The sequence below is a fragment of the Aquabacterium sp. genome, from assembly GCF_029946005.1.
In the GTDB taxonomy this organism is placed as follows: domain Bacteria; phylum Pseudomonadota; class Gammaproteobacteria; order Burkholderiales; family Burkholderiaceae_C; genus Aquabacterium.
This window is the reverse complement of sequence record NZ_JAQSDR010000008.1, coordinates 217,365-235,249: the sequence shown is the minus strand read 5'-3', so window position 1 is coordinate 235,249 and position 17,885 is coordinate 217,365. Positions and strand designations below refer to the sequence as shown.

The 17,885-nt window shown below is 62.7% G+C and carries 16 protein-coding genes and 1 pseudogene; 8 read left to right on the top strand and 9 right to left on the bottom strand.

Going from position 1 to position 17,885, the window contains the following annotated elements; all coding sequences use genetic code 11:
- Window positions 1–21 precede the first annotated feature (21 nt).
- From PSV38_RS06090 to PSV38_RS06070, 5 genes are all read right to left on the bottom strand, one after another.
- Window positions 22–294 carry an HU family DNA-binding protein gene (locus PSV38_RS06090; protein ID WP_290661428.1) on the bottom strand — a complete coding sequence of 91 codons (273 nt, stop codon included), beginning with the start codon at window positions 292–294 and terminating at the stop codon, window positions 22–24.
- A 197-nt stretch (window positions 295–491) separates the two neighbouring features.
- Window positions 492–1,058 carry a CDP-diacylglycerol--glycerol-3-phosphate 3-phosphatidyltransferase gene (gene pgsA / locus PSV38_RS06085; RefSeq protein WP_300545940.1) on the bottom strand — a complete coding sequence of 189 codons (567 nt, stop codon included), beginning with the start codon at window positions 1,056–1,058 and terminating at the stop codon, window positions 492–494.
- Between the two features lie 27 nt (window positions 1,059–1,085).
- Window positions 1,086–1,616, bottom strand: a complete 531-nt coding sequence (locus tag PSV38_RS06080) for a hypothetical protein (protein WP_300545938.1) — start codon at window positions 1,614–1,616, stop codon at window positions 1,086–1,088.
- 4 nt (window positions 1,617–1,620) lie between these two features.
- Window positions 1,621–3,600 carry an excinuclease ABC subunit UvrC gene (gene uvrC, locus PSV38_RS06075; protein WP_300545937.1) on the bottom strand — a complete coding sequence of 660 codons (1,980 nt, stop codon included), beginning with the start codon at window positions 3,598–3,600 and terminating at the stop codon, window positions 1,621–1,623.
- Window positions 3,601–3,646: 46 nt separating this feature from the next.
- The gene (locus tag PSV38_RS06070) at window positions 3,647–4,258 is read right to left on the bottom strand and encodes a TetR/AcrR family transcriptional regulator (protein ID WP_300545935.1); all 612 of its coding nucleotides are present in this window, start codon (window positions 4,256–4,258) and stop codon (window positions 3,647–3,649) included.
- 98 nt (window positions 4,259–4,356) lie between these two features.
- On the opposite strand from PSV38_RS06070, the gene PSV38_RS06065 reads away from it, so the two are divergent.
- The 8 genes from PSV38_RS06065 (at window position 4,357) to dnaB (ending at window position 13,725) form a co-directional block, all read left to right on the top strand.
- Window positions 4,357–5,772 carry a carotenoid oxygenase family protein gene (locus PSV38_RS06065; RefSeq protein ID WP_300545934.1) on the top strand — a complete coding sequence of 472 codons (1,416 nt, stop codon included), beginning with the start codon at window positions 4,357–4,359 and terminating at the stop codon, window positions 5,770–5,772.
- A 46-nt stretch (window positions 5,773–5,818) separates the two neighbouring features.
- Window positions 5,819–6,487, top strand: a complete 669-nt coding sequence (locus PSV38_RS06060) for a dienelactone hydrolase family protein (protein ID WP_300545932.1) — start codon at window positions 5,819–5,821, stop codon at window positions 6,485–6,487.
- Between the two features lie 10 nt (window positions 6,488–6,497).
- Window positions 6,498–7,601, top strand: coding sequence for an elongation factor P maturation arginine rhamnosyltransferase EarP (gene earP / locus PSV38_RS06055; RefSeq protein ID WP_300545931.1), 1,104 nt, complete (start codon window positions 6,498–6,500; stop codon window positions 7,599–7,601).
- A gap of 43 nt (window positions 7,602–7,644) precedes the next feature.
- Window positions 7,645–8,199: an elongation factor P gene (efp, locus tag PSV38_RS06050; protein WP_300545930.1), complete on the top strand. Its 555-nt coding sequence runs from the start codon at window positions 7,645–7,647 to the stop codon at window positions 8,197–8,199.
- A gap of 249 nt (window positions 8,200–8,448) precedes the next feature.
- A complete protein-coding gene (locus PSV38_RS06045; protein ID WP_300545928.1) occupies window positions 8,449–10,467 on the top strand; it encodes an ATP-binding protein in 2,019 nt (672 codons plus the stop codon).
- A 6-nt stretch (window positions 10,468–10,473) separates the two neighbouring features.
- The gene (locus PSV38_RS06040) at window positions 10,474–11,115 is read left to right on the top strand and encodes a glutathione S-transferase (protein ID WP_300545927.1); all 642 of its coding nucleotides are present in this window, start codon (window positions 10,474–10,476) and stop codon (window positions 11,113–11,115) included.
- A gap of 93 nt (window positions 11,116–11,208) precedes the next feature.
- The gene (locus tag PSV38_RS06035; RefSeq protein ID WP_300545926.1) at window positions 11,209–12,201 is read left to right on the top strand and encodes an LLM class flavin-dependent oxidoreductase; all 993 of its coding nucleotides are present in this window, start codon (window positions 11,209–11,211) and stop codon (window positions 12,199–12,201) included.
- Window positions 12,202–12,291: 90 nt separating this feature from the next.
- On the top strand, window positions 12,292–13,725 hold the full coding sequence (gene dnaB, locus PSV38_RS06030) for a replicative DNA helicase (protein ID WP_300545925.1): 1,434 nt from the start codon (window positions 12,292–12,294) through the stop codon (window positions 13,723–13,725).
- Window positions 13,726–13,739: 14 nt separating this feature from the next.
- On the opposite strand, the gene PSV38_RS06025 is transcribed toward dnaB, so the two are convergent.
- The 4 genes and pseudogenes from PSV38_RS06025 to rnhB form a co-directional block, all read right to left on the bottom strand.
- A complete protein-coding gene (locus tag PSV38_RS06025) occupies window positions 13,740–16,199 on the bottom strand; it encodes an AsmA family protein (protein WP_300545923.1) in 2,460 nt (819 codons plus the stop codon).
- Window positions 16,200–16,206: 7 nt separating this feature from the next.
- A pseudogene (locus PSV38_RS06020) lies at window positions 16,207–16,317 on the bottom strand (BAX inhibitor (BI)-1/YccA family protein); the annotation flags it as partial.
- A gap of 113 nt (window positions 16,318–16,430) precedes the next feature.
- Entirely contained in the window at window positions 16,431–17,270 is an 840-nt protein-coding gene (locus PSV38_RS06015; RefSeq protein ID WP_300545921.1) for an RNA methyltransferase, read from the bottom strand.
- Window positions 17,270–17,851: a ribonuclease HII gene (gene rnhB, locus PSV38_RS06010; protein WP_300546043.1), complete on the bottom strand. Its 582-nt coding sequence runs from the start codon at window positions 17,849–17,851 to the stop codon at window positions 17,270–17,272. The genes PSV38_RS06015 and rnhB overlap by 1 nt, the downstream gene beginning before the upstream one ends.
- Between the last annotated feature and the right edge of the window lie 34 nt (window positions 17,852–17,885).

Genomic DNA, 17,885 nt, shown 5'->3' with positions numbered 1-17,885 from the left:
ATAGATTCAGAAAACGATATTTTAGTTCACCGCGTCTTTGAGGGCCTTGCCCGGGCGGAATTTGGGTACTTTGGCCTTCTTGATCTTGATGGCATCGCCGGTGCGCGGATTGCGGCCAGTGCGTGCCGCACGGGTAGAAACAGCGAAGGTGCCAAAGCCTACCAGTGAGACCGTCCCGCCCTTTTTCAGCGTGGTTCGCACACCGCCGATCAAGGCCTCCAGCGCACGACCAGCAGCGGCTTTGGAAATGTCAGCTTGCTGGGCGATGTGTTCAATCAACTCGGACTTGTTCACAAAAAATCCCTTCTTGAAGGCGTCACAAAACGAGTTCCACAAAACGAACGTACTAACAGCGCTGGGGCGATGGGTGCAGCACCGAAATACCTGCTGCGGATAAAATGAGAGAAATCATTCTATGCCCAATCCTTGCCGACACCATCGCCCTGGAGGGCGTGTATGCACGCTTGACATGAAGCCCAGATTTCGGCTTGTCAGCCCGCCTTAGCGCGGATGGCCGGCAGGGATTTTTTCAGGTAATACGCCATCGACCAGATAGTAAGCCCGCAGGCGACGTAGATCAGCCACGTGCCCCACACGCGGGTGTGCTGCACGCCAAAAATTTCACCATCGAAAAGCAGCAGGACGATGGCAATCATTTGCGCCGCGGTCTTGAACTTACCCAGCATGTGAACAGCCACGCTGCGGGAGGCGCCAATCTGGGCCATCCATTCGCGCAGGGCTGAAATGGCGATCTCGCGGCCAATGATGATGAGGGCCACCAAGGCATTGACCCGCCCCAGCTCAAGCAGGATGAGCAATGAGGCACACACCAGGAACTTGTCGGCCACCGGGTCCAGGAAAGCCCCGAAGGCCGAGGTTTGGTTCAGGCGGCGGGCCAGCCAGCCGTCTGCCCAGTCCGTTAAAGCAACGACGATGAACAGCACGCACGACAGCAGATTGATCTGAGTCATGGGCAATGGCAGGTAAAAGCATCCCACGATCAGCGGAATCGCAACGATCCGCGCCCAAGTGAGCAAGGTGGGCAAAGTTAAAAACATGAGGTGATTGTGCCGTGAAGACGGAGATCAAAGTTGATCCAAGGTCATGGGTTTGAACTTGTGCTGGTTGTTGAACAGGAAAGTCTCGTTGAAGCGCCACGGTTTGGGCAGGTGCGACACATTGCCGAAAGGTGCCGCGCGGCGCATGGATTCGATGGCGATGTTGACGGTTTCGCGGTCTTGGCTGGGGTAACGCATGACTTCAACGCGGCGGATGGTGCCGTCGGCATTGAGCTCAAAGGTCAACACAGGAATGGCCCGGAGCAGATCGGGGGGTTTGCCCATGTAGGTGATGTCAGGATTGGCCGCCACCAAGCGGCGAGCGGCCTGCAGGCGGACTTCTTTCCAGTTGCGGGATTTGCTGGGCACCGGCAACACGACACGACCGCCCGACTTGACGGTGCCCGTGACCACACCCGGATCAGGCGCCGGCTTGGCGGGCGTCGATGTGGTGCCGGATGATTGTGCGGCTTCCTGATTTCTGGACGCGCAACCAGCCAACCAGGCGGTGGTCGCCATGACCGCCATCAGGCAGCCCGTGAACATCAATCTTTTCATGCTGTCAGTGCAAGGCACGGTAAATCTCCTCGGCCAGTTCTCTGGATATGCCTTCGACGGTGGCCAGCTCTTCCATGCTGGCCGAACTGACGCCGCGAACGCCGCCAAAGCGTTGTAATAGTTTGGCACGACGCTTGGGGCCCACACCGGGGATGTCCTCCAGGCGGCTGCCGCCCGTGCGCACACTGGCACGTTTGGCGCGCATTCCGGTGATGGCGAAGCGGTGCGCCTCGTCGCGGATCTGCGCGACCAGCATCAAGGCGGCCGAGGTGGGCGCCAGTTGCAGCTTGGGGCGGCCATCGGCAAAGACCAGTTCTTCCAAGCCCACCTTGCGGCCCTCGCCTTTTTCAACGCCCACGATGATGGACAGGTCCAGGCCCAAGGTTTCGAACACCTGGCGGGCGATGGAGACCTGGCCCTTGCCGCCATCGATCAGCACCACATCGGGGATGTGCTCGGGTTTGGCTGAACCGTAACGGCGCTCGAGCACCTGCTTCATGGCGGCGTAGTCATCGCCCCCGGTGATGTCCTTGATGTTGTAGCGTCGGTATTGCGAGGACTGCATGCGGTGCTGTTCGTAGACCACGCACGATGCCTGGGTGGCTTCGCCTGCGGTGTGGCTGATGTCGAAGCATTCGATGCGCAGTTTGGCCTGGGGGTCGCTGCCTTCACCGCTGCCGCTGTCGCCAGGGTCCAGGGCCAGGTCGAGGGCATCGACCAGGGCACGGGTGCGGGCTTGCTGCGAGCCTTCTTCGCTGAGCAAACGGGCCAGGGCCAGGTCGGCCCCGGTGATGGCCATGTCCAGCCAGGCACGGCGCTCTTCGCGGGGCTGGATCAAGGTCTGGATCTTGTGTTCGCAGTGCTCGCTGAGGGCGGCGATCAGGGCCGGGTCCACCGGGTGACTGAGCACCAGCAACGATGGCACCACACCACCCAGGTAGTGCTGCGCCAGGAAGGCTTCCAGCACCCGCACCTCGGTGGCCTGGGCCAGGTCGAGGGAGGTGGATTCTTGCTCTTCCTCGGCCAGCGCGTGGTCTTGCACATGCACCGGGAAATGGGCCCGGTCGCCCAGGTGTCGCCCGCCGCGCACCATGGCGAGGTTCACGCAAGCACGGCCGCCCTCCACTTTCACGGCCAGCACGTCCACGTCCTTGTCCACCGCCGTGTCAACGGACTGCTGGTGCAGCACCTTGGACAAGGCGCTGATCTGGTTGCGGATCTCGGCGGCCTGCTCGTATTCCATGCGCTCGGCGTAATTCATCATCTGCGCTTGCAGGCTTTGCATGACGGTTTCTTGCTCGCCCAGCAGGAATTGCTCGGCTTGCAGGACGTGACGTTGGTAGTCGTCTTTGCTGATCAGGTCGACGCAAGGGCCGCTGCAGCGCTTGATCTGGTAGAGCAAGCAGGGTCGCGTGCGGTGCTTGAAGAAGGAGTCCTCGCACGTGCGCAGCAAGAACACTTTTTGCAGCAGCTGGATGGACTCTTTCACCGCCCAAGCGTTGGGATACGGCCCAAAGTAGCGGTGCTTGCGGTCAACCGAGCCACGGTAATAGGCGAGGCGAGGAAAGTCGTGGGACGCGATCTTCAGGTAGGGGTAGCTCTTGTCATCGCGGAACAGGATGTTGAAGCGCGGGTTGAGCGTCTTGATCAGGTTGTTTTCCAGCAGCAGGGCTTCGGCCTCGCTGCGGACCACCGTGGTTTCCATGCGCACGATGCGCGAGATCATCTGCCCGATGCGCGTGCCGCCGTGAGTCTTCTGGAAGTAGTTGGAGACGCGCTTTTTGAGGTCACGGGCCTTGCCCACGTAAAGCACGTCGCCCTTGGCGTCGAAGTAGCGGTACACGCCCGGCAACCCCGGCAAGGCCGCCACTTCCAGCAGCAAGCGGCTCCAGACCTGGGCACGGTGGATCGCCGCCTCTTCAGGCGTGGATTCGGCTTGAGGTTCCGGCAATGGGGCTGGATCGGTGTCGGTGGGCACGGTCATGGGCGGCATTGTCGCGGACAACGTGGTGCCTTGCCGAGGGCAGGCGTCACCTTGGCGGACTGGGGGTCTGCAGCATCCCGATGACCTGGTCGATCAAGTCATCGGCCTTGTCGCCATGGTGATCCAGCTGGCCGTCCAGCACCAGGTGGCTGAGTCCGTGCACGAGGCTCCAGGCCACCATGGCGATCACCGTGGTCTGCTGGTCGTCAAGGGGTACGCCGGTCACGGCCGACACCGCCGTCTGCAAGGTCTGGAATGACGCCTTGCTGGCCTCCGACAACTCCTCGGTAGGGTTGCCAGACGTCAATCGGCTGAACATCAAGCGGAACAAGGCGGGGTTGTCTTGGGCGAACTGCACATAGGCACGTCCTGACTGGCGGAAGCCTTTTTTGAGGTCAGACGATGCCATGGCGGCCTGGATCTGCGCCGCGTTGAGCCGACGGAATCCTTCTGCAGCCAGCGCCGCCAACAGCGCTTCCTTGTTGGCGAAGTGGCGGTATGCGGCATTGGCCGATACGCCGACATGGCGGGCCAGTTCGCGCAGGCTCAATTCGCCCTGCTGACTGCTTTCCAGCAGCACCAAGCCCTGCTCCACCAGGGTTGAACGCAAATTGCCATGGTGATAGGAACCGGAGGGAGTGGAGGAAGGCTTGGCCATCACAAGGGTTTTACAGCATTTATGTTGACATTGTACACATTAGATTTCAGAGTGTTGACACCGTACACATTAAGTCATTCGGCAAAGGAAATAAAGTCATGTCTTCACTCTCATTGAAAGAACGCGCGGTCGGCTGGTTGAGTGCCCGGATGAAAAGTCGCGTGCCGTACTCGGATTCAAACCGGTACCTGGAAGGCATCTACGCACCCGTGTCCGAAGAGCGCACCGAGACCAAACTGACAATCACTGGCGACTTGCCACGAGAGCTGAATGGCCTGTACGCGCGCATTGGCCCCAACCCCATGCACGTGTCCAACCCCGGGGCCTACCACTGGTTCACGGGTGACGGCATGGTGCATGGCTTGCGCCTGGAGAATGGCCAGGCCGCCTGGTACCGCAATCGCTGGATCGGGACCGACTCGGTGCGGCGCCACCAAAACCTGCCCAAGGTGCCTGGCCCACGGCGCGGGGTGGTGGATGCGGTCAACACCAATGTCTTCGGGCACGGCGGCCGCATTTGGGCGTCTGTCGAAGCGGGTGCCCTGCCCGTTGAACTGGATGGCGAACTGGGCACCGTCAAGCATGGCCTGTTCGACAGCACGGCCTTGCGCGCGTTCACCGCGCATCCACGGATTGACCCGGTCACAGGCGAGGCCCACGCCATCTGCTACGACGCCTTGAAGCCCAATCGCATCAGCCACGTCGTGGTCGATGCCCGCTGCCAGGTCACCAAGGTGGTAGAGGTGCCGGTCAAGCACGGCCCGATGATCCACGACTGCGCTATCACGCGCAGCCAGGTCATCATCCTGGACCTGCCGGTGACCTTCTCGGTCAAGCACGTGTTTCAGGGCGCGGGCCTGCCCTATGGCTGGAATGATCGACACCAGGCTCGTGTGGGCCTGCTGCCCAGAGATGGCGCCGCCAAGGATGTGCGCTGGATCCCCGTCGACCCCTGCTACGTCTTCCACACCTGCAATGCCTACGACCTGGACGATGGCGGCGTGATGCTGGACGTGGTGGTGCATGCCCGCATGTTCGACCGTTCGCGCATTGGGCCGGAGGCCGATGGCACCCGCATCACCTTTGAGCGCTGGCACATCGATCCGGCACGTGGCGCCGTGAAGCGCACCGTGATATCGGAGCAGAACCAGGAGTTTCCGCGTTGCAACGAGACTCTGAACACGCGCCCTTACCGCTACGCCTACACGGTGGGCTTCAGCAACGCCGAACAAGCGCGCGGACTGTTCCGCCATGATCTGCACACCGGCACCACGCTGACCCACGACCATGGCGCCGGGCGCTCCACTGGCGAGGCCGTGTTCGTACCGCGCCAAGGTGGCACGGCCGAAGACGACGGCTGGCTGATGGCCTATGTGCACGATGCCAACACCCAGCGCAGTGACCTGGTCGTGGTCAACGCGCAGGACCTGACCGGACCGCCTCAGGCCATTGTTCACCTGCCCGTGCGCGTGCCGGCAGGCTTTCACGGCAACTGGATCCCTGACAGCCACTGAGCACATCATTAAAATGGGCCGTTAACCACCCTCGGGGCCAGCCATCATGTCGCTTGAATTGATCGAAATTGAAACGGGCGACCAGCCCACGGCCAGCATCATCGTGTTGCACGGCCTGGGCGCGGATGGCAATGACTTCGTGCCGGTGGCCGAGGAGTTGAACCTGGCCTCGGTGGGGCCAGTGCGCTTCATCTTCCCGCACGCGCCCACGCGGCCGGTCACCATCAACGGTGGCCACGTGATGCGGGCCTGGTATGACATCACGGGCGCCGACCTCACGCGCCGTGAAGACGAACAAGGCCTGCGCGAATCACAAGCCACGGTCGAAGCCCTGATCGCCCGCGAGAAATCACGGGGTGTGCCCGCCTCGCGCATCGTGGTGATGGGGTTTTCGCAGGGCTGCGCCATGGCCCTGCAGACAGGGTTGCGCCATGAAGAGCGCCTGGCAGGCATCGTCGGCCTGTCAGGCTACCTGCCACTGGCCGCTCAGACGGCCACTGAACGCCACACGGGCAACCACGAGGTGCCCATCTTCATGGCGCATGGCACACACGACCCGATCGTGCCCTTCGTCCGTGCCACGGCTTCACGCGACACGCTGCAATCTTTGGGCTACCAGATCGAGTGGCATGAATACCCCATGCCGCATTCAGTCTGCGCCGCCGAGATCGCCGACCTCAACCGCTGGCTGCTGCACGTGCTGAAACCGGCCTGAGCCCGCCACCATGTTGTGGGATGTTTTTTGCCGCGTCATCGACAACTTCGGTGACATCGGTGTGTGCTGGCGCTTAAGCCATGACCTGGCAGAGCGTGGTCACGCGGTTCGGTTGTGGGTGGATGATGCCAGTGCCCTGGCCTGGATGGCCCCTGCGGCGCTTCGGTCACCGAGCGTCCAGGTGCTTCATTGGGATGCAGAAGTCCTGGAACCCGGCGACATCGTCGTCGAGGCCTTTGGCTGCAACCCGCCAGACGCCTTCGTGGCCCGCATGCAGCGCCCTGCGCCGCCAGTGTGGATCAACTTGGAATACCTGAGCGCCGAGCAGTGGGTGGAGCGCTGCCATGGCTTGCCCTCACCCGTGATGAGCGGGCCCGGCGCGGGCTTGTCCAAATGGTTTTTCTACCCGGGCTTCACCCGCGCCACAGGCGGGCTGCTGCGCGAAGCAGACTTGATGAGTGCACGGCAGGTCTGGGAGGCGACCCCGCACCAGCATCGGGACCAATGGCTGGCGACTTTGGGCATCAGCGTGCGCCCCCCGACTGCTCGGTGCCTTGCGCTTTTTTGCTATGAACAGGCCCCTGTGGGCGCCCTGTTGGATGCGCTGGCCGCCGGTGGCTATCCCACACAGGTGCTGCTCACCCCAGGCTTTGCCACGCAACTGGCCCGGCAGTGGCAAGCAGCAGCAGCGCCGACCAGCCACCTGAGCCTGCACGAGTTGCCACCACTCAGCCAGCGCGAGTTTGACCGCCTGTTATGGGCCTGCGACCTCAATTTTGTGCGCGGCGAAGACTCCGCCGTTCGCGCCCTTTGGGCCGGCCAGCCCCACCTTTGGCACATTTACCCTCAGGAAGACGGTGTTCACGCGGGCAAGCTGGAAGCCTTCATGGACCGATGGATGGCCGACTGGCCCGATGATTTGGCCTCCGACGTGCGCGGGCTTTGGCTGAGCTGGAACGGTTTGACGCCTGCTTCAGCACGGGGGTTTGAGTCGCTGAATGGCCTGTTGGACGACCCGCGATGGGCCGCCGGCAGCCATGCCTCCCGGCAAAGATTGCTTGAAATTGGTGATCTGGTGACTCAGCTTTGCGGATTTGTCCTGGATAGGCGTTAAAATCCAAGGCTTTGCTCAAACACGACCCCCTCGGGAATCCACCATGAAAACCGCACAAGAAATCCGCGCTGGCAACGTGATCATGCAGGGCAAGGACCCGATGGTCGTCCTGAGAACCGAATACAGCCGCGGTGGCCGTGGCGCCGCCACGGTCCGAATCAAGATGAAGAGCCTGCTGAACGGCTTCGGTCAAGAAACCGTGTTCAAGGCCGACGACAAGATGGACCAGGTCATCCTCGACAAGAAGGAGTGCACCTACTCCTACTTCGCCGACCCCATGTACGCCTTCATGGACGCCGAGTACAACCAGTTCGAGATCGAAACCGAGAACATGGGTGACGCGATCAACTACCTGCAAGACGGCATGGCTGCTGAAGTCGTGTTCTACGACGGCAAGGCCATCTCGGTCGAACTGCCCACGACCATCGTGCGCGAAATCGAAACCGAACCCGCCGTCAAGGGCGACACCTCTGGCAAGGTCATGAAGCCTGCCCGCGTGGTCGGCACCGGCTTCGAGATCCCCGTGCCCCTGTTCGTGGATTCGGGCGACAAGATCGAAATCGACACCCGCACGCACGAGTACAAGAAGCGCGTCTAAGTCACAGCGCTTCACCGGCACCCTCATGAGGACACCCTAGCGGTGTCCTTTTTCATTGCCGCTGCGAAAACCCATGCGCTTGTCCTGAGTCAAGCAGGGTGAATCAAGTCACCGGCTGGCCGAGTTGGCATATTCCGCGTAAATTGGTGCGCAGCGCAAGCTACTTTCTCCTGCATGGGTTTCAAAGGAGCCAGTAATACACCACCAAAGGAAACAGATGGCGGCACCAAAGACGGCGAGCCCGTCACCATGATCAGGGCGTTGCAGGGCTCATTGCAGCGCAAGCTGCTGGCCATGATGCTGCTCACCACGCTGGCAGCGTTGGTGGTGGCACTGGGCGCCATGATCACTTACGACCTGCGCGCCTACCACCGCGGTTGGGTCGATGACATGACTGCGCAAGCCCAATTGCTGGGACGGACCACCGCGCCCGCCTTGTCGATTGACGACAAGCGCGCGGCCAGCGACAACCTGGGCACCCTGCGATTTCAGCCGAAGGTCCGTGCCGCCGCCATCTATGGCCCCGACGGTTCGCTGTTCGCCACCTATGCCGCCCTGGGCGAAAAAGCCCCCCTGCCCCCGCGTGCGCAAGCCGACCAAGTCGACATCAGCAAAGCCAGCCTGGTGATCTTCACGCGCATTGTCGAGGACGACAAGGTGCTGGGCACGGTGTACTTGAAGGCCGACTATGAACTCTTTGATCGGGTCGTGAGCTACGCGGGCATCGCGGTCGGGGTTTCGGCCTTGTCGATGCTGGTCGCCTTCCTGGTGTCCATGTGGCTGCAGAAAATCGTGATGAGCCCCATCTTGGACATGGGCAAGACTGCGCGTGAGGTAGTGGCCCAGCGCGACTACTCCCGCCGTGTGAAAAAGACCAACGATGACGAGCTGGGCGAATTGGTCGACTCCTTCAACAACATGCTGATCGAGATTGAACGGCGCACGCTGGCACTGGAGACCTCCAACAGAGAGAAGGTGCGCGAGGTCGATGAGCGGCGCAACGCTCAGCACGAGATCATGCGGCTGAATGAGGAGTTGGAGCAACGCGTGCAGGAGCGCACCCGGCAGCTCGAAGCCTCGAACCAAGAACTGAATCTGGCGACGCAGGCGGCCGAAAGCGCCAACCAGGCCAAGTCCGAGTTCCTGTCCAGCATGAGCCATGAATTGCGCACCCCGCTGAACGCGATCATCGGCTTCGGCCAGTTGCTCACCTCGGACGTGATGTCGCCCACGGCCGAGCAGAAAAAGACTTTCACCGAGCACATCCTTCGGGCGGGGCGCCACCTGCTGGAGTTGATCAACGAGATCCTCAACCTGGCCCAGATCGAATCGGGTCACTTGTCGCTGTCGCTGGAGCCGGTGTCCCTTCAAGAAGTTCTGCAGGACTGCCAGACCATGGTGGAACCCCTGGGCGATCAGCGCGGCGTCCGCACACTCTTTCCCGCGTCCTGTGATCTGACCGTCATGGCCGACCGCACGCGCTTGAAGCAGGTGCTGCTCAACCTGTTGTCCAACGCGATCAAATACAACCGCGACATGGGGGCCGTGGTGGTGGACTGCAGTGCGCACGGCGAGAGGCGCATTCGGGTCGCGGTGCAAGACACGGGCATGGGGCTGACCGAGGATCAACTCAAGCTGCTCTTCCAACCTTTCAACCGACTCGGCCAGGAGGCCGGCGCGCAGGAAGGCACGGGCATCGGCCTGGTGGTGACCAAGCACCTGGTGGAATCCATGGGCGGCGAGATCGGGGTGACCAGCACGGTGGGCATGGGCAGCATGTTCTGGATCGAGCTGAACGCCAGCGAACCCATGCCGACATTCGTCCACGATGAGGTGACCACGGCCATGGCGTCCAAGATTGAGCATCACCCTCACAATTGCTACACCGTGCTCTACGTGGAAGACAACCCGGAAAGCCTCAAGCTGGTGGAGCAGATCCTGAGCACCCGGCCCGACATCCGCTTGCTCTCGGCCCCTGATGGCCGAATGGGCGTGGAACTGGCTCGGGCCCACTTGCCCGACCTGATCCTGATGGACAACAACCTGCCCGGGCTGGATGGCGCCTCGGCGCAGGCCATCTTGCGCAAAGATCCCAAGACCGAGCACATCCCGGTCATCGCGCTGACTGCCAATGCCATGCCCCGCGCCATCAACCAGGGGCTGGCGTCTGGGTTCTTCAGGTACATCACCAAGCCGATCAACGTCAAGGATTTGCTGGAGGCGATCGACGCCGGGCTGGAGTCCGCCACGGACAAAGCTGAACACTGAACGCCGATGCCTCAGCAGCCCATCCTGTATTCGTTTCGCCGCTGTCCCTATGCCATCCGCGCCCGCCTCGCCCTGAAATGCGCCCAAGTCCCGCTGGAGCTTCGCGAAGTGGTGCTTAGACACAAGCCCCAAGCCCTGCTGGCGATCTCGCCCAAAGGCACGGTGCCGGTGCTGCAACTGCCCGATGGCCGAGTCCTTGAGCAAAGCCTCGACATCATGGACTGGGCTTTGCAGCAAGCCGATCCTGAAGGCTGGCAGATTGACCGAGCTGCCCCGTTAACCCGCGATTTGATCGACCGCAACGATGGCCCTTTCAAGGCGCTGCTGGACCGCTATAAATACCCCGAGCGGCATCCTGAGCAAACGTTCTTCGACTACCGGGATCAGGCCGTCGAGTTGTGCATCCGGGACCTGAACCAACGCTTGACCGAGACGCCTTGCTTGCTGGGCGACCTGCCAAGCTTGGCCGACATGGCCATCGCTCCCTTCATCCGCCAGTTCGCCCAAGTGGATGCCGACTGGTTTGCCAGCGCACCGTTCCCCGCATTGCGGATTTGGCTGAATCAGCGGGTCGAGTCACCCTTGTTCCAGTCCGTGATGGCCAAGTACCCCGCCTGGCAGCCCGGAGATGCGCCCACCGCGTTCTAGCCAACGGCCCAGCGGGTTCATCTCATTGCCAAGCCTGGGGTCTATGTGACGGGGCGCGCAGCCCTTAGCCTTTCAGGCGGCAGACTCGCCACCATGATTCCATTTTCAATCCTTGACTTGTCCCCCATCGTCGAAGGTGGCGATGCCGCCCAGTCTTTTCGGCACACGGTGGACCTGGCCCAGCATGGTGAACGCTGGGGCTACCAACGCTTCTGGCTGGCTGAACACCATGGCATGCCAGGCATCGCCAGCGCGGCCACCGCGGTCCTGATCGGGCACGTGGCGGGGGCCACGTCCACCATCCGGGTGGGGGCTGGCGGCATCATGTTGCCCAACCATTCGCCACTTGTCATCGCCGAGCAATTTGGCACCCTGGCCTCGCTGTACCCTGGCCGTATCGACCTGGGCTTGGGGCGAGCACCCGGCTCTGATCAAGCCACGGCCCGCGCCTTGCGCCGCAATCTGGGCTCCGACGCCGACGAGTTTCCGCAAGACGTGGTCGAGCTGATGGATTACTTCTCTTCCGCGCCCAAACAACCCGTGCGCGCCGTGCCGGGCATGGGGCTCTCCGTGCCCGTCTGGATCCTGGGCTCCAGCCTGTTCGGCGCACAACTGGCCGCGGTGCTGGGCCTGCCTTACGCCTTCGCCTCTCACTTTGCCCCAGCCCAGATGCTGCAAGCGGTGGCCATGTACCGCGCCAACTTCAAACCCTCCGCGCAGCTGAGCAAGCCCCACGTCATGCTGGGCTTCAACGTGTTCGCGGCCGACAGCGACGAAGAAGGCGCTTTCCTGGCCACCTCCATGCAGCAGGCTTTTGTCAACTTGCGCAGCGGGCGCCCATCGCGCTTGCAGCCCCCCATGGCGGGTTACGCAGACCGCCTGGACCCCACGGCCCGCGCCATGCTGGACCAGGTCCTGTCATGCACCGCGATCGGCTCGCCTGCCACGGTGCGCACCGCGATCAACCAGTTCATAGAGCGCACCGGCGCCGACGAGTTGATGATCACTTCCCAGATGTTTGACCACGCCGCCCGGCTGCGCTCTTACGAAATCGCGGCAGAGCTACGGGGCGTGAAGGCGGTTTGAACTTATCCACGCCAATCCCCAGCATTTCCCCCGGTTGCCCCCAGAGTTGTCCACAGGCAGGCGGCGGCACGGCCCGTATCATCTCCACCCATGTCTGCTGTATTCCCCATTCCGTTTTCCGCCTCGGGCGCCTCTTCTTCGCTGAGCTCCGATGAAGTGTCTCGCCTGCGGGTGCCGCCGCACTCCATCGAGGCCGAACAAAGCGTGCTGGGGGGCTTGCTGCTGGACAACAGCGCCTGGGACCGGGCCGCCGACCTGCTGTCCGAAGACGACTTCTACCGCCATGAACATCAGCTGATCTTCAAGGCCATCCACCAGATGATCAACGCGTCCAAGCCAGCCGACGTGATCACCGTGTACGAGAACCTGCAGAACCTGGGCAAGTCCACCGACGTTGGTGGCATCGCCTACCTCAACGCCCTGGCGCAGAGCGTGCCCAGCGCGGCCAACATGCGCCGCTACGCTGAGATCGTGCGCGAGCGCGCGGTGCTGCGCAAGCTGGTCACCGCCAGCGATGAGATTGCCAGCGCGGCCTTCAGCCCGCAAGGCAAGCCGGTATCGACCATCCTGGACGAGGCCGAATCCAAGATCCTGAAGATCGGCGAAGAAGGCAACCGCAACAAACAGGGCTTCCACTCGATGGACAACCTCGTGGTCAGCCTGCTGGACCGCGTGCAGGAGCTGGCCGACAACGGCGCCGAAGACGTGACCGGCGTGCGCACCGGCTACGTCGAGATGGACAGCATGACCGCTGGCCTGCAAAAGGGCGACCTGATCGTTCTGGCGGCTCGCCCTTCCATGGGTAAAACCGCGTTTGCCTTGAACATCGGCGAGAACGTCGCTGTCAACGAAGGCTTGCCCGTGGCCGTGTTCTCGATGGAAATGGGCGCCTCGCAATTGGCGCTGCGGATGGTGGGCTCCATCGGCCGCATCAACCAGCAAAACCTGCGCACCGGGCGCCTGAGTGACGACGAATGGGGCCGCCTGAGCGAAACCGTCGACAAGCTCAAATCCGCCAATGTGTTCATCGACGAGACCGCCGCCTTGACTCCCAGTGAGTTGCGTTCACGCGCACGCCGCCTGGCGCGCCAGTTCGGCGGCACCCTCGGCCTGATCATCGTCGACTACCTGCAACTGATGAGCGGCTCAGGCGGCAACGAAGAAAACCGCGCCACGGTCATCGGCGAAATCTCGCGGGGCTTGAAAGCCTTGGCCAAGGAACTGCAATGCCCGGTGATCGCCCTGTCGCAGTTGAACCGAAGCGTTGAAACCCGCCCCGACAAGCGCCCCATGATGTCCGACTTGCGCGAATCCGGCGCCATTGAGCAGGATGCCGACGTCATCATGTTCATCTACCGCGATGAGTACTACAACAAGGAATCGAAAGAGCCGGGCGTGGCCGAGATCATCATCGGCAAGCAGCGTAACGGGCCTGTGGGCACCGTCAAGCTGGCCTTCGTGAAGTCCAACACCCGGTTCGAGAACCTGGCGCCAGGCAGCTACAGCAACAGCAGCGAATACTGATCGACGTCGGTTGATCAGCGGAACAGGCCCTTGAGCTGATCCTTCAGTTGCTTTTCAAGAGACTTGGCAGGTGTAGCGGGCTCGCTCGCGCCTGACGCGGCAGGTGCCACCGCGCCACCCAGTCCCAGCTTGGCCTTGAGCTCGTCTTCCAACCGGGACTTGACCGTGTTCTGCAGGGCCCCCACGGCAACCTGCGACCACGCGATCCGCCAGTCCGGCGCATCAAACGGCCCCTTCAACTTCACCGGCACCGTGACCCCATTCAAGGCATCGGCACCCACGCCGCCCTGCCCCTTGATCGTGCCGGTGACCGTCGCGCTGACGGTGTAATCCAGCTGACGCGCCATCAGGTTGATGTCGCCACGCCCGCCCAAGCGCAGGAAAGGACTCTTGGCCGCCAGGTCCTCGTTGTGGGCCACGCCGTTCGTGATCTTGAAGGTGCCCGCCATCTCGGTGAAATCGGTTTTCTCCAATTGCGATGCGCGCTGAACGGCATCGCTTTGCCCGGACAACTTCGCCTTGAACTCACGCAAGGACTTGGCCAGGTTGATGCCGCGCACCGCGCCATCGCGCAACTGCATGGCGGCCGTGCCGTTGAGTCCCGCCACCAGTTGCGACGCCTTGACCCCACTTGTATGCACATCGAGCTTGACCTGGCCAGTGCCTTCCAACACGTCCTTCTGCGCCACGTCCTTGAGCATGGCCAGGATGTCGATACCGTCGGCTTGGGCTTGCAGGGCCATGCGCTGCGGCGCGGCATCGGCCGAGCCACTGGCGACCACGCGCCCGCCCCAGGCTTTGGCCGACAGCCTGGACAAACTCAGGTGCCCCTTGTCCAGGGCTGCGTTCAATTCGGCGTCGGCCAGTTTGTATTGGCGGTACACCAGCGTGCCCGCGCTGAACTTGAATTGACCATTGATGGCCTTCAAGGCGCTCAGGTCCACAGGCGCATCAGGCGCGGCACCGCCGGGCGTGGCTGGTGCGGAAGCGGCTCCGCCCGCAGGTGCCGGCAGCAGCCGGTTCAAGTCCAAGGCCGCGAAGCGCGCATGGGCCTGCACCTGCGGCACGCCCTTGCCCAGCGTCGCTGTGCCCTCGGACGAGAATGGGTTGTCGTTGACCTGCCCCTTCAAGGCCCATTGCGCGGCCCCACCCGGTGCCATCGCGGCCCGGCCATCCATCTGAATCACCAAGGGCTGCAGCGAGGGCTCCTGGATACGGGCCTGCAGGTTCAAAGCTTCCAGCGCGCCAGCCGCTTGAACCGGTTGCGCCGACACGTTGGCGGACAACTGGCCAGCCACCTCGCGCTGGCCACCCTGCCCCGCCATGCTCACCTTGAAACCAACCTTCAGGCCCGGCACCTTGATGGCCGAGAACCCGCCCCTGGGCGACTGGCTGGCGAACTGCGCCTCCACCGCCATGGGCCCGGACAGTTTGAACTGCCCCTGCAGCGCACTGCCCTTGAGCTGATCGCCCTTGACGTCCAGCTCGGGCCAATCCAGCTTGAAGCTCAAAGCATGGCCATCCTGCTGCCCGGTCAAGGCCACGGCCAGCTTGCTCACAGCCATCAACTGCTGAGCAGGGTCGTAGGCAAAGGCATCGACGCTGACGCGGCTCTTGTCCAGCACCAGGGCCGGCTTGCCCGGCGGCCCACCGACCTGCCCCGACACCTCGGCCACCAGCGCGCGCGCCTTGAGCGACGCATGCTCACCATCCCAGGCCAACGCGCCTTCCAAACCGGCCTGCAAGGCCCGCACACCGGGCACATCGCCCGCCAAGGACAGCTTGATCTGATCGACATCGGCCGAGCCCGTGGCCAACCAGGGTGTGATGCGGAATGCGCCGTTCAAAGCGCCCTTGGCCAACTGCGGTTGGCTCACATCGAACGCGACATCCAGCTTAACGTCCGTGGGCACTCCGTCGGCCAGGCGGCCAGCGCTCAGGCTGTTCACCATCAACGCCCCTGTCAGGCCAGTCTTGGCATCCTGCACCTTAGCCTGCACCTGCTTCAACTGAATGCCCGCCACATCAAACTGCAAGGGATCGGAAGGTGCACCGGGCGATTGAGGCTGCTCGTCTTTCTTCAGCAGATCGTCGATGTTGGCGCGGCCTTGGGCATCGCGCTGGTAGGTCATCCGCACGCCCTTGGCGCTGATCTGGTCGATCACCAATTGCCGCCTGAGCAAGGGCATCACGTTGACCGACAACTCCACCTCATCCACGGCCAGGAACTCATCAGCACGCTGGTGTTCGCTCAAAGTGACCTTGGCCAGTTTGAGCCGCAATTTGGGGAAGACCTTCAACTCCATGGGCGCCCCGATCACCAAGGTGCGCTGCTTGTTCGTCTGCACCCAATCGGTCAGCAGGCTTTGGTAACGGTTGGGATCAAAGGTGATCAGCAGGTAAGACGCCCCGCCCGCCAGGCCCAGTACCACCACGCCCAATGCCAGGGCCAGACGACGCATCCAAAGTGGCATCAAGAGCTCAGTCGCGGTCGCCGCCCACAAAACCAAGGATGCTCACCAGCGACTGGAACACGTTGTAAACGTCCAGGTAGATCGCCAGGGTGGCCGAAACATAGTTGGTCTCGCCGCCGCTTGAGGCGCATACAGCATGAAGGCGGGGTTTGAGTGATTGGTCCATGCTTTGATTCTAGATCTCTGACGCCGGACCAGTCCAAAGTCTGAATAGCCAGATCCTGATCAAGGTCAAATGCCGCCACATCGACGGCGCAATGACTCGTAAAGGCAAATGGCCGCCGCAGCAGCCACGTTGAGCGACTCCTCGCCGCCAGGTTGAGGAATCGACACTGTGTGAGCACACAGCGCCATGATCTGCGGTCCCACGCCCTGCCCTTCGTGACCCAAAACCCAGGCGCAGGGCTCAGGCAGGGGCGCGCGAGGCAGTTCGTGGTCTGCATGGGAGCTGGTCGCCACCATGGGCACCTGCAAACCTGCCAAGTGCTCGGGCAAGGCCTGCTCCACCAGGTGCAATGCAAAGTGGGCGCCCATGCCGGCCCGCAGCACTTTGGGCGACCACAAAGCGGCCGTCCCCTTCATGGCGACCACCTGCAACACGCCCAAGGCCGAAGCGCTGCGCAAAATACTGCCGACATTGCCGGCGTCCTGGACGCGGTCCAGCACCACCGTGGGCACGCCCGCACGCACATCCGCCGTGGCCAGTCCATCTCCCAACAAGGGCGTCTGCACCAGGAAACCCAGGCGGGCCGGTGACTCCAGCCCCGTGAAACCCTTCCAGATCGACTCTGGCAACACGACCACCTTGTCAGCTTGGCGTGCCAGGGCCGTCAGCTTGTAGGCCAGCGGGTCACCACCATTGCCCAGGCCATGCTCACCCAGCCAGGCGGTATCGGCGATCACCGCCACAGCGGCCTTCTTGCCCCGTGCCAGGTAGGCGGAGCACAAATGATCCCCTTCCAGCCAGACTTCACCCAGCTTGCGGTAAGCGGCTGGATCCTGGGCCAGCTTGCGCAGACGCTGCACCAAAGGGTTGTCGCGCGAAGTGATGGGCTGCACGTTGGCGGGCATCACCACGGCTCGGGCCTCGCTGCCATCAAGTCAAGCGCCGCCCTGACGGGCGCAAAGCTGCGGCGATGGGCCTGAATGGCGCCATGCTCACGCAAGGCAGCCAGGTGGTCCGCCGTCGGATATCCCTTGTGCTGGTCAAAGCCATACTGAGGATGCGCTTCATGCAGTTGCAGGCACAGGCGGTCTCTGTACACCTTGGCAAGGATCGACGCGGCTGAAATGGCTTGCACCTTGTCATCGCCTTTGACGATGGCTTCGGCGGGCACCTTGAGCACAGGAATGCGGTTGCCATCGACCAGCACCAGCCCGGGCTTGAGGCGCAGGCCCTCAACCGCTCGCTTCATGGCCAGCATGGTGGCGTGCAGAATGTTGAGTTGGTCGATCTCTTCGACGCTGGCTTCGGCAATGCAACAGCACAGCGCCTTGGCCCGGATCTCGTCAAACAGGCGCTCGCGCTGGCGGGCCGTGAGCTTCTTGGAGTCGGCCAGGCCCTTGATGGGTTGCTGATCATCCAGGATGACGGCAGCGGCCACGACAGGCCCAGCCAAAGGGCCGCGTCCGGCTTCGTCCACGCCCGCCATCAGGGTGGCCACCTGCCATTGCAGGCCCAGTTGC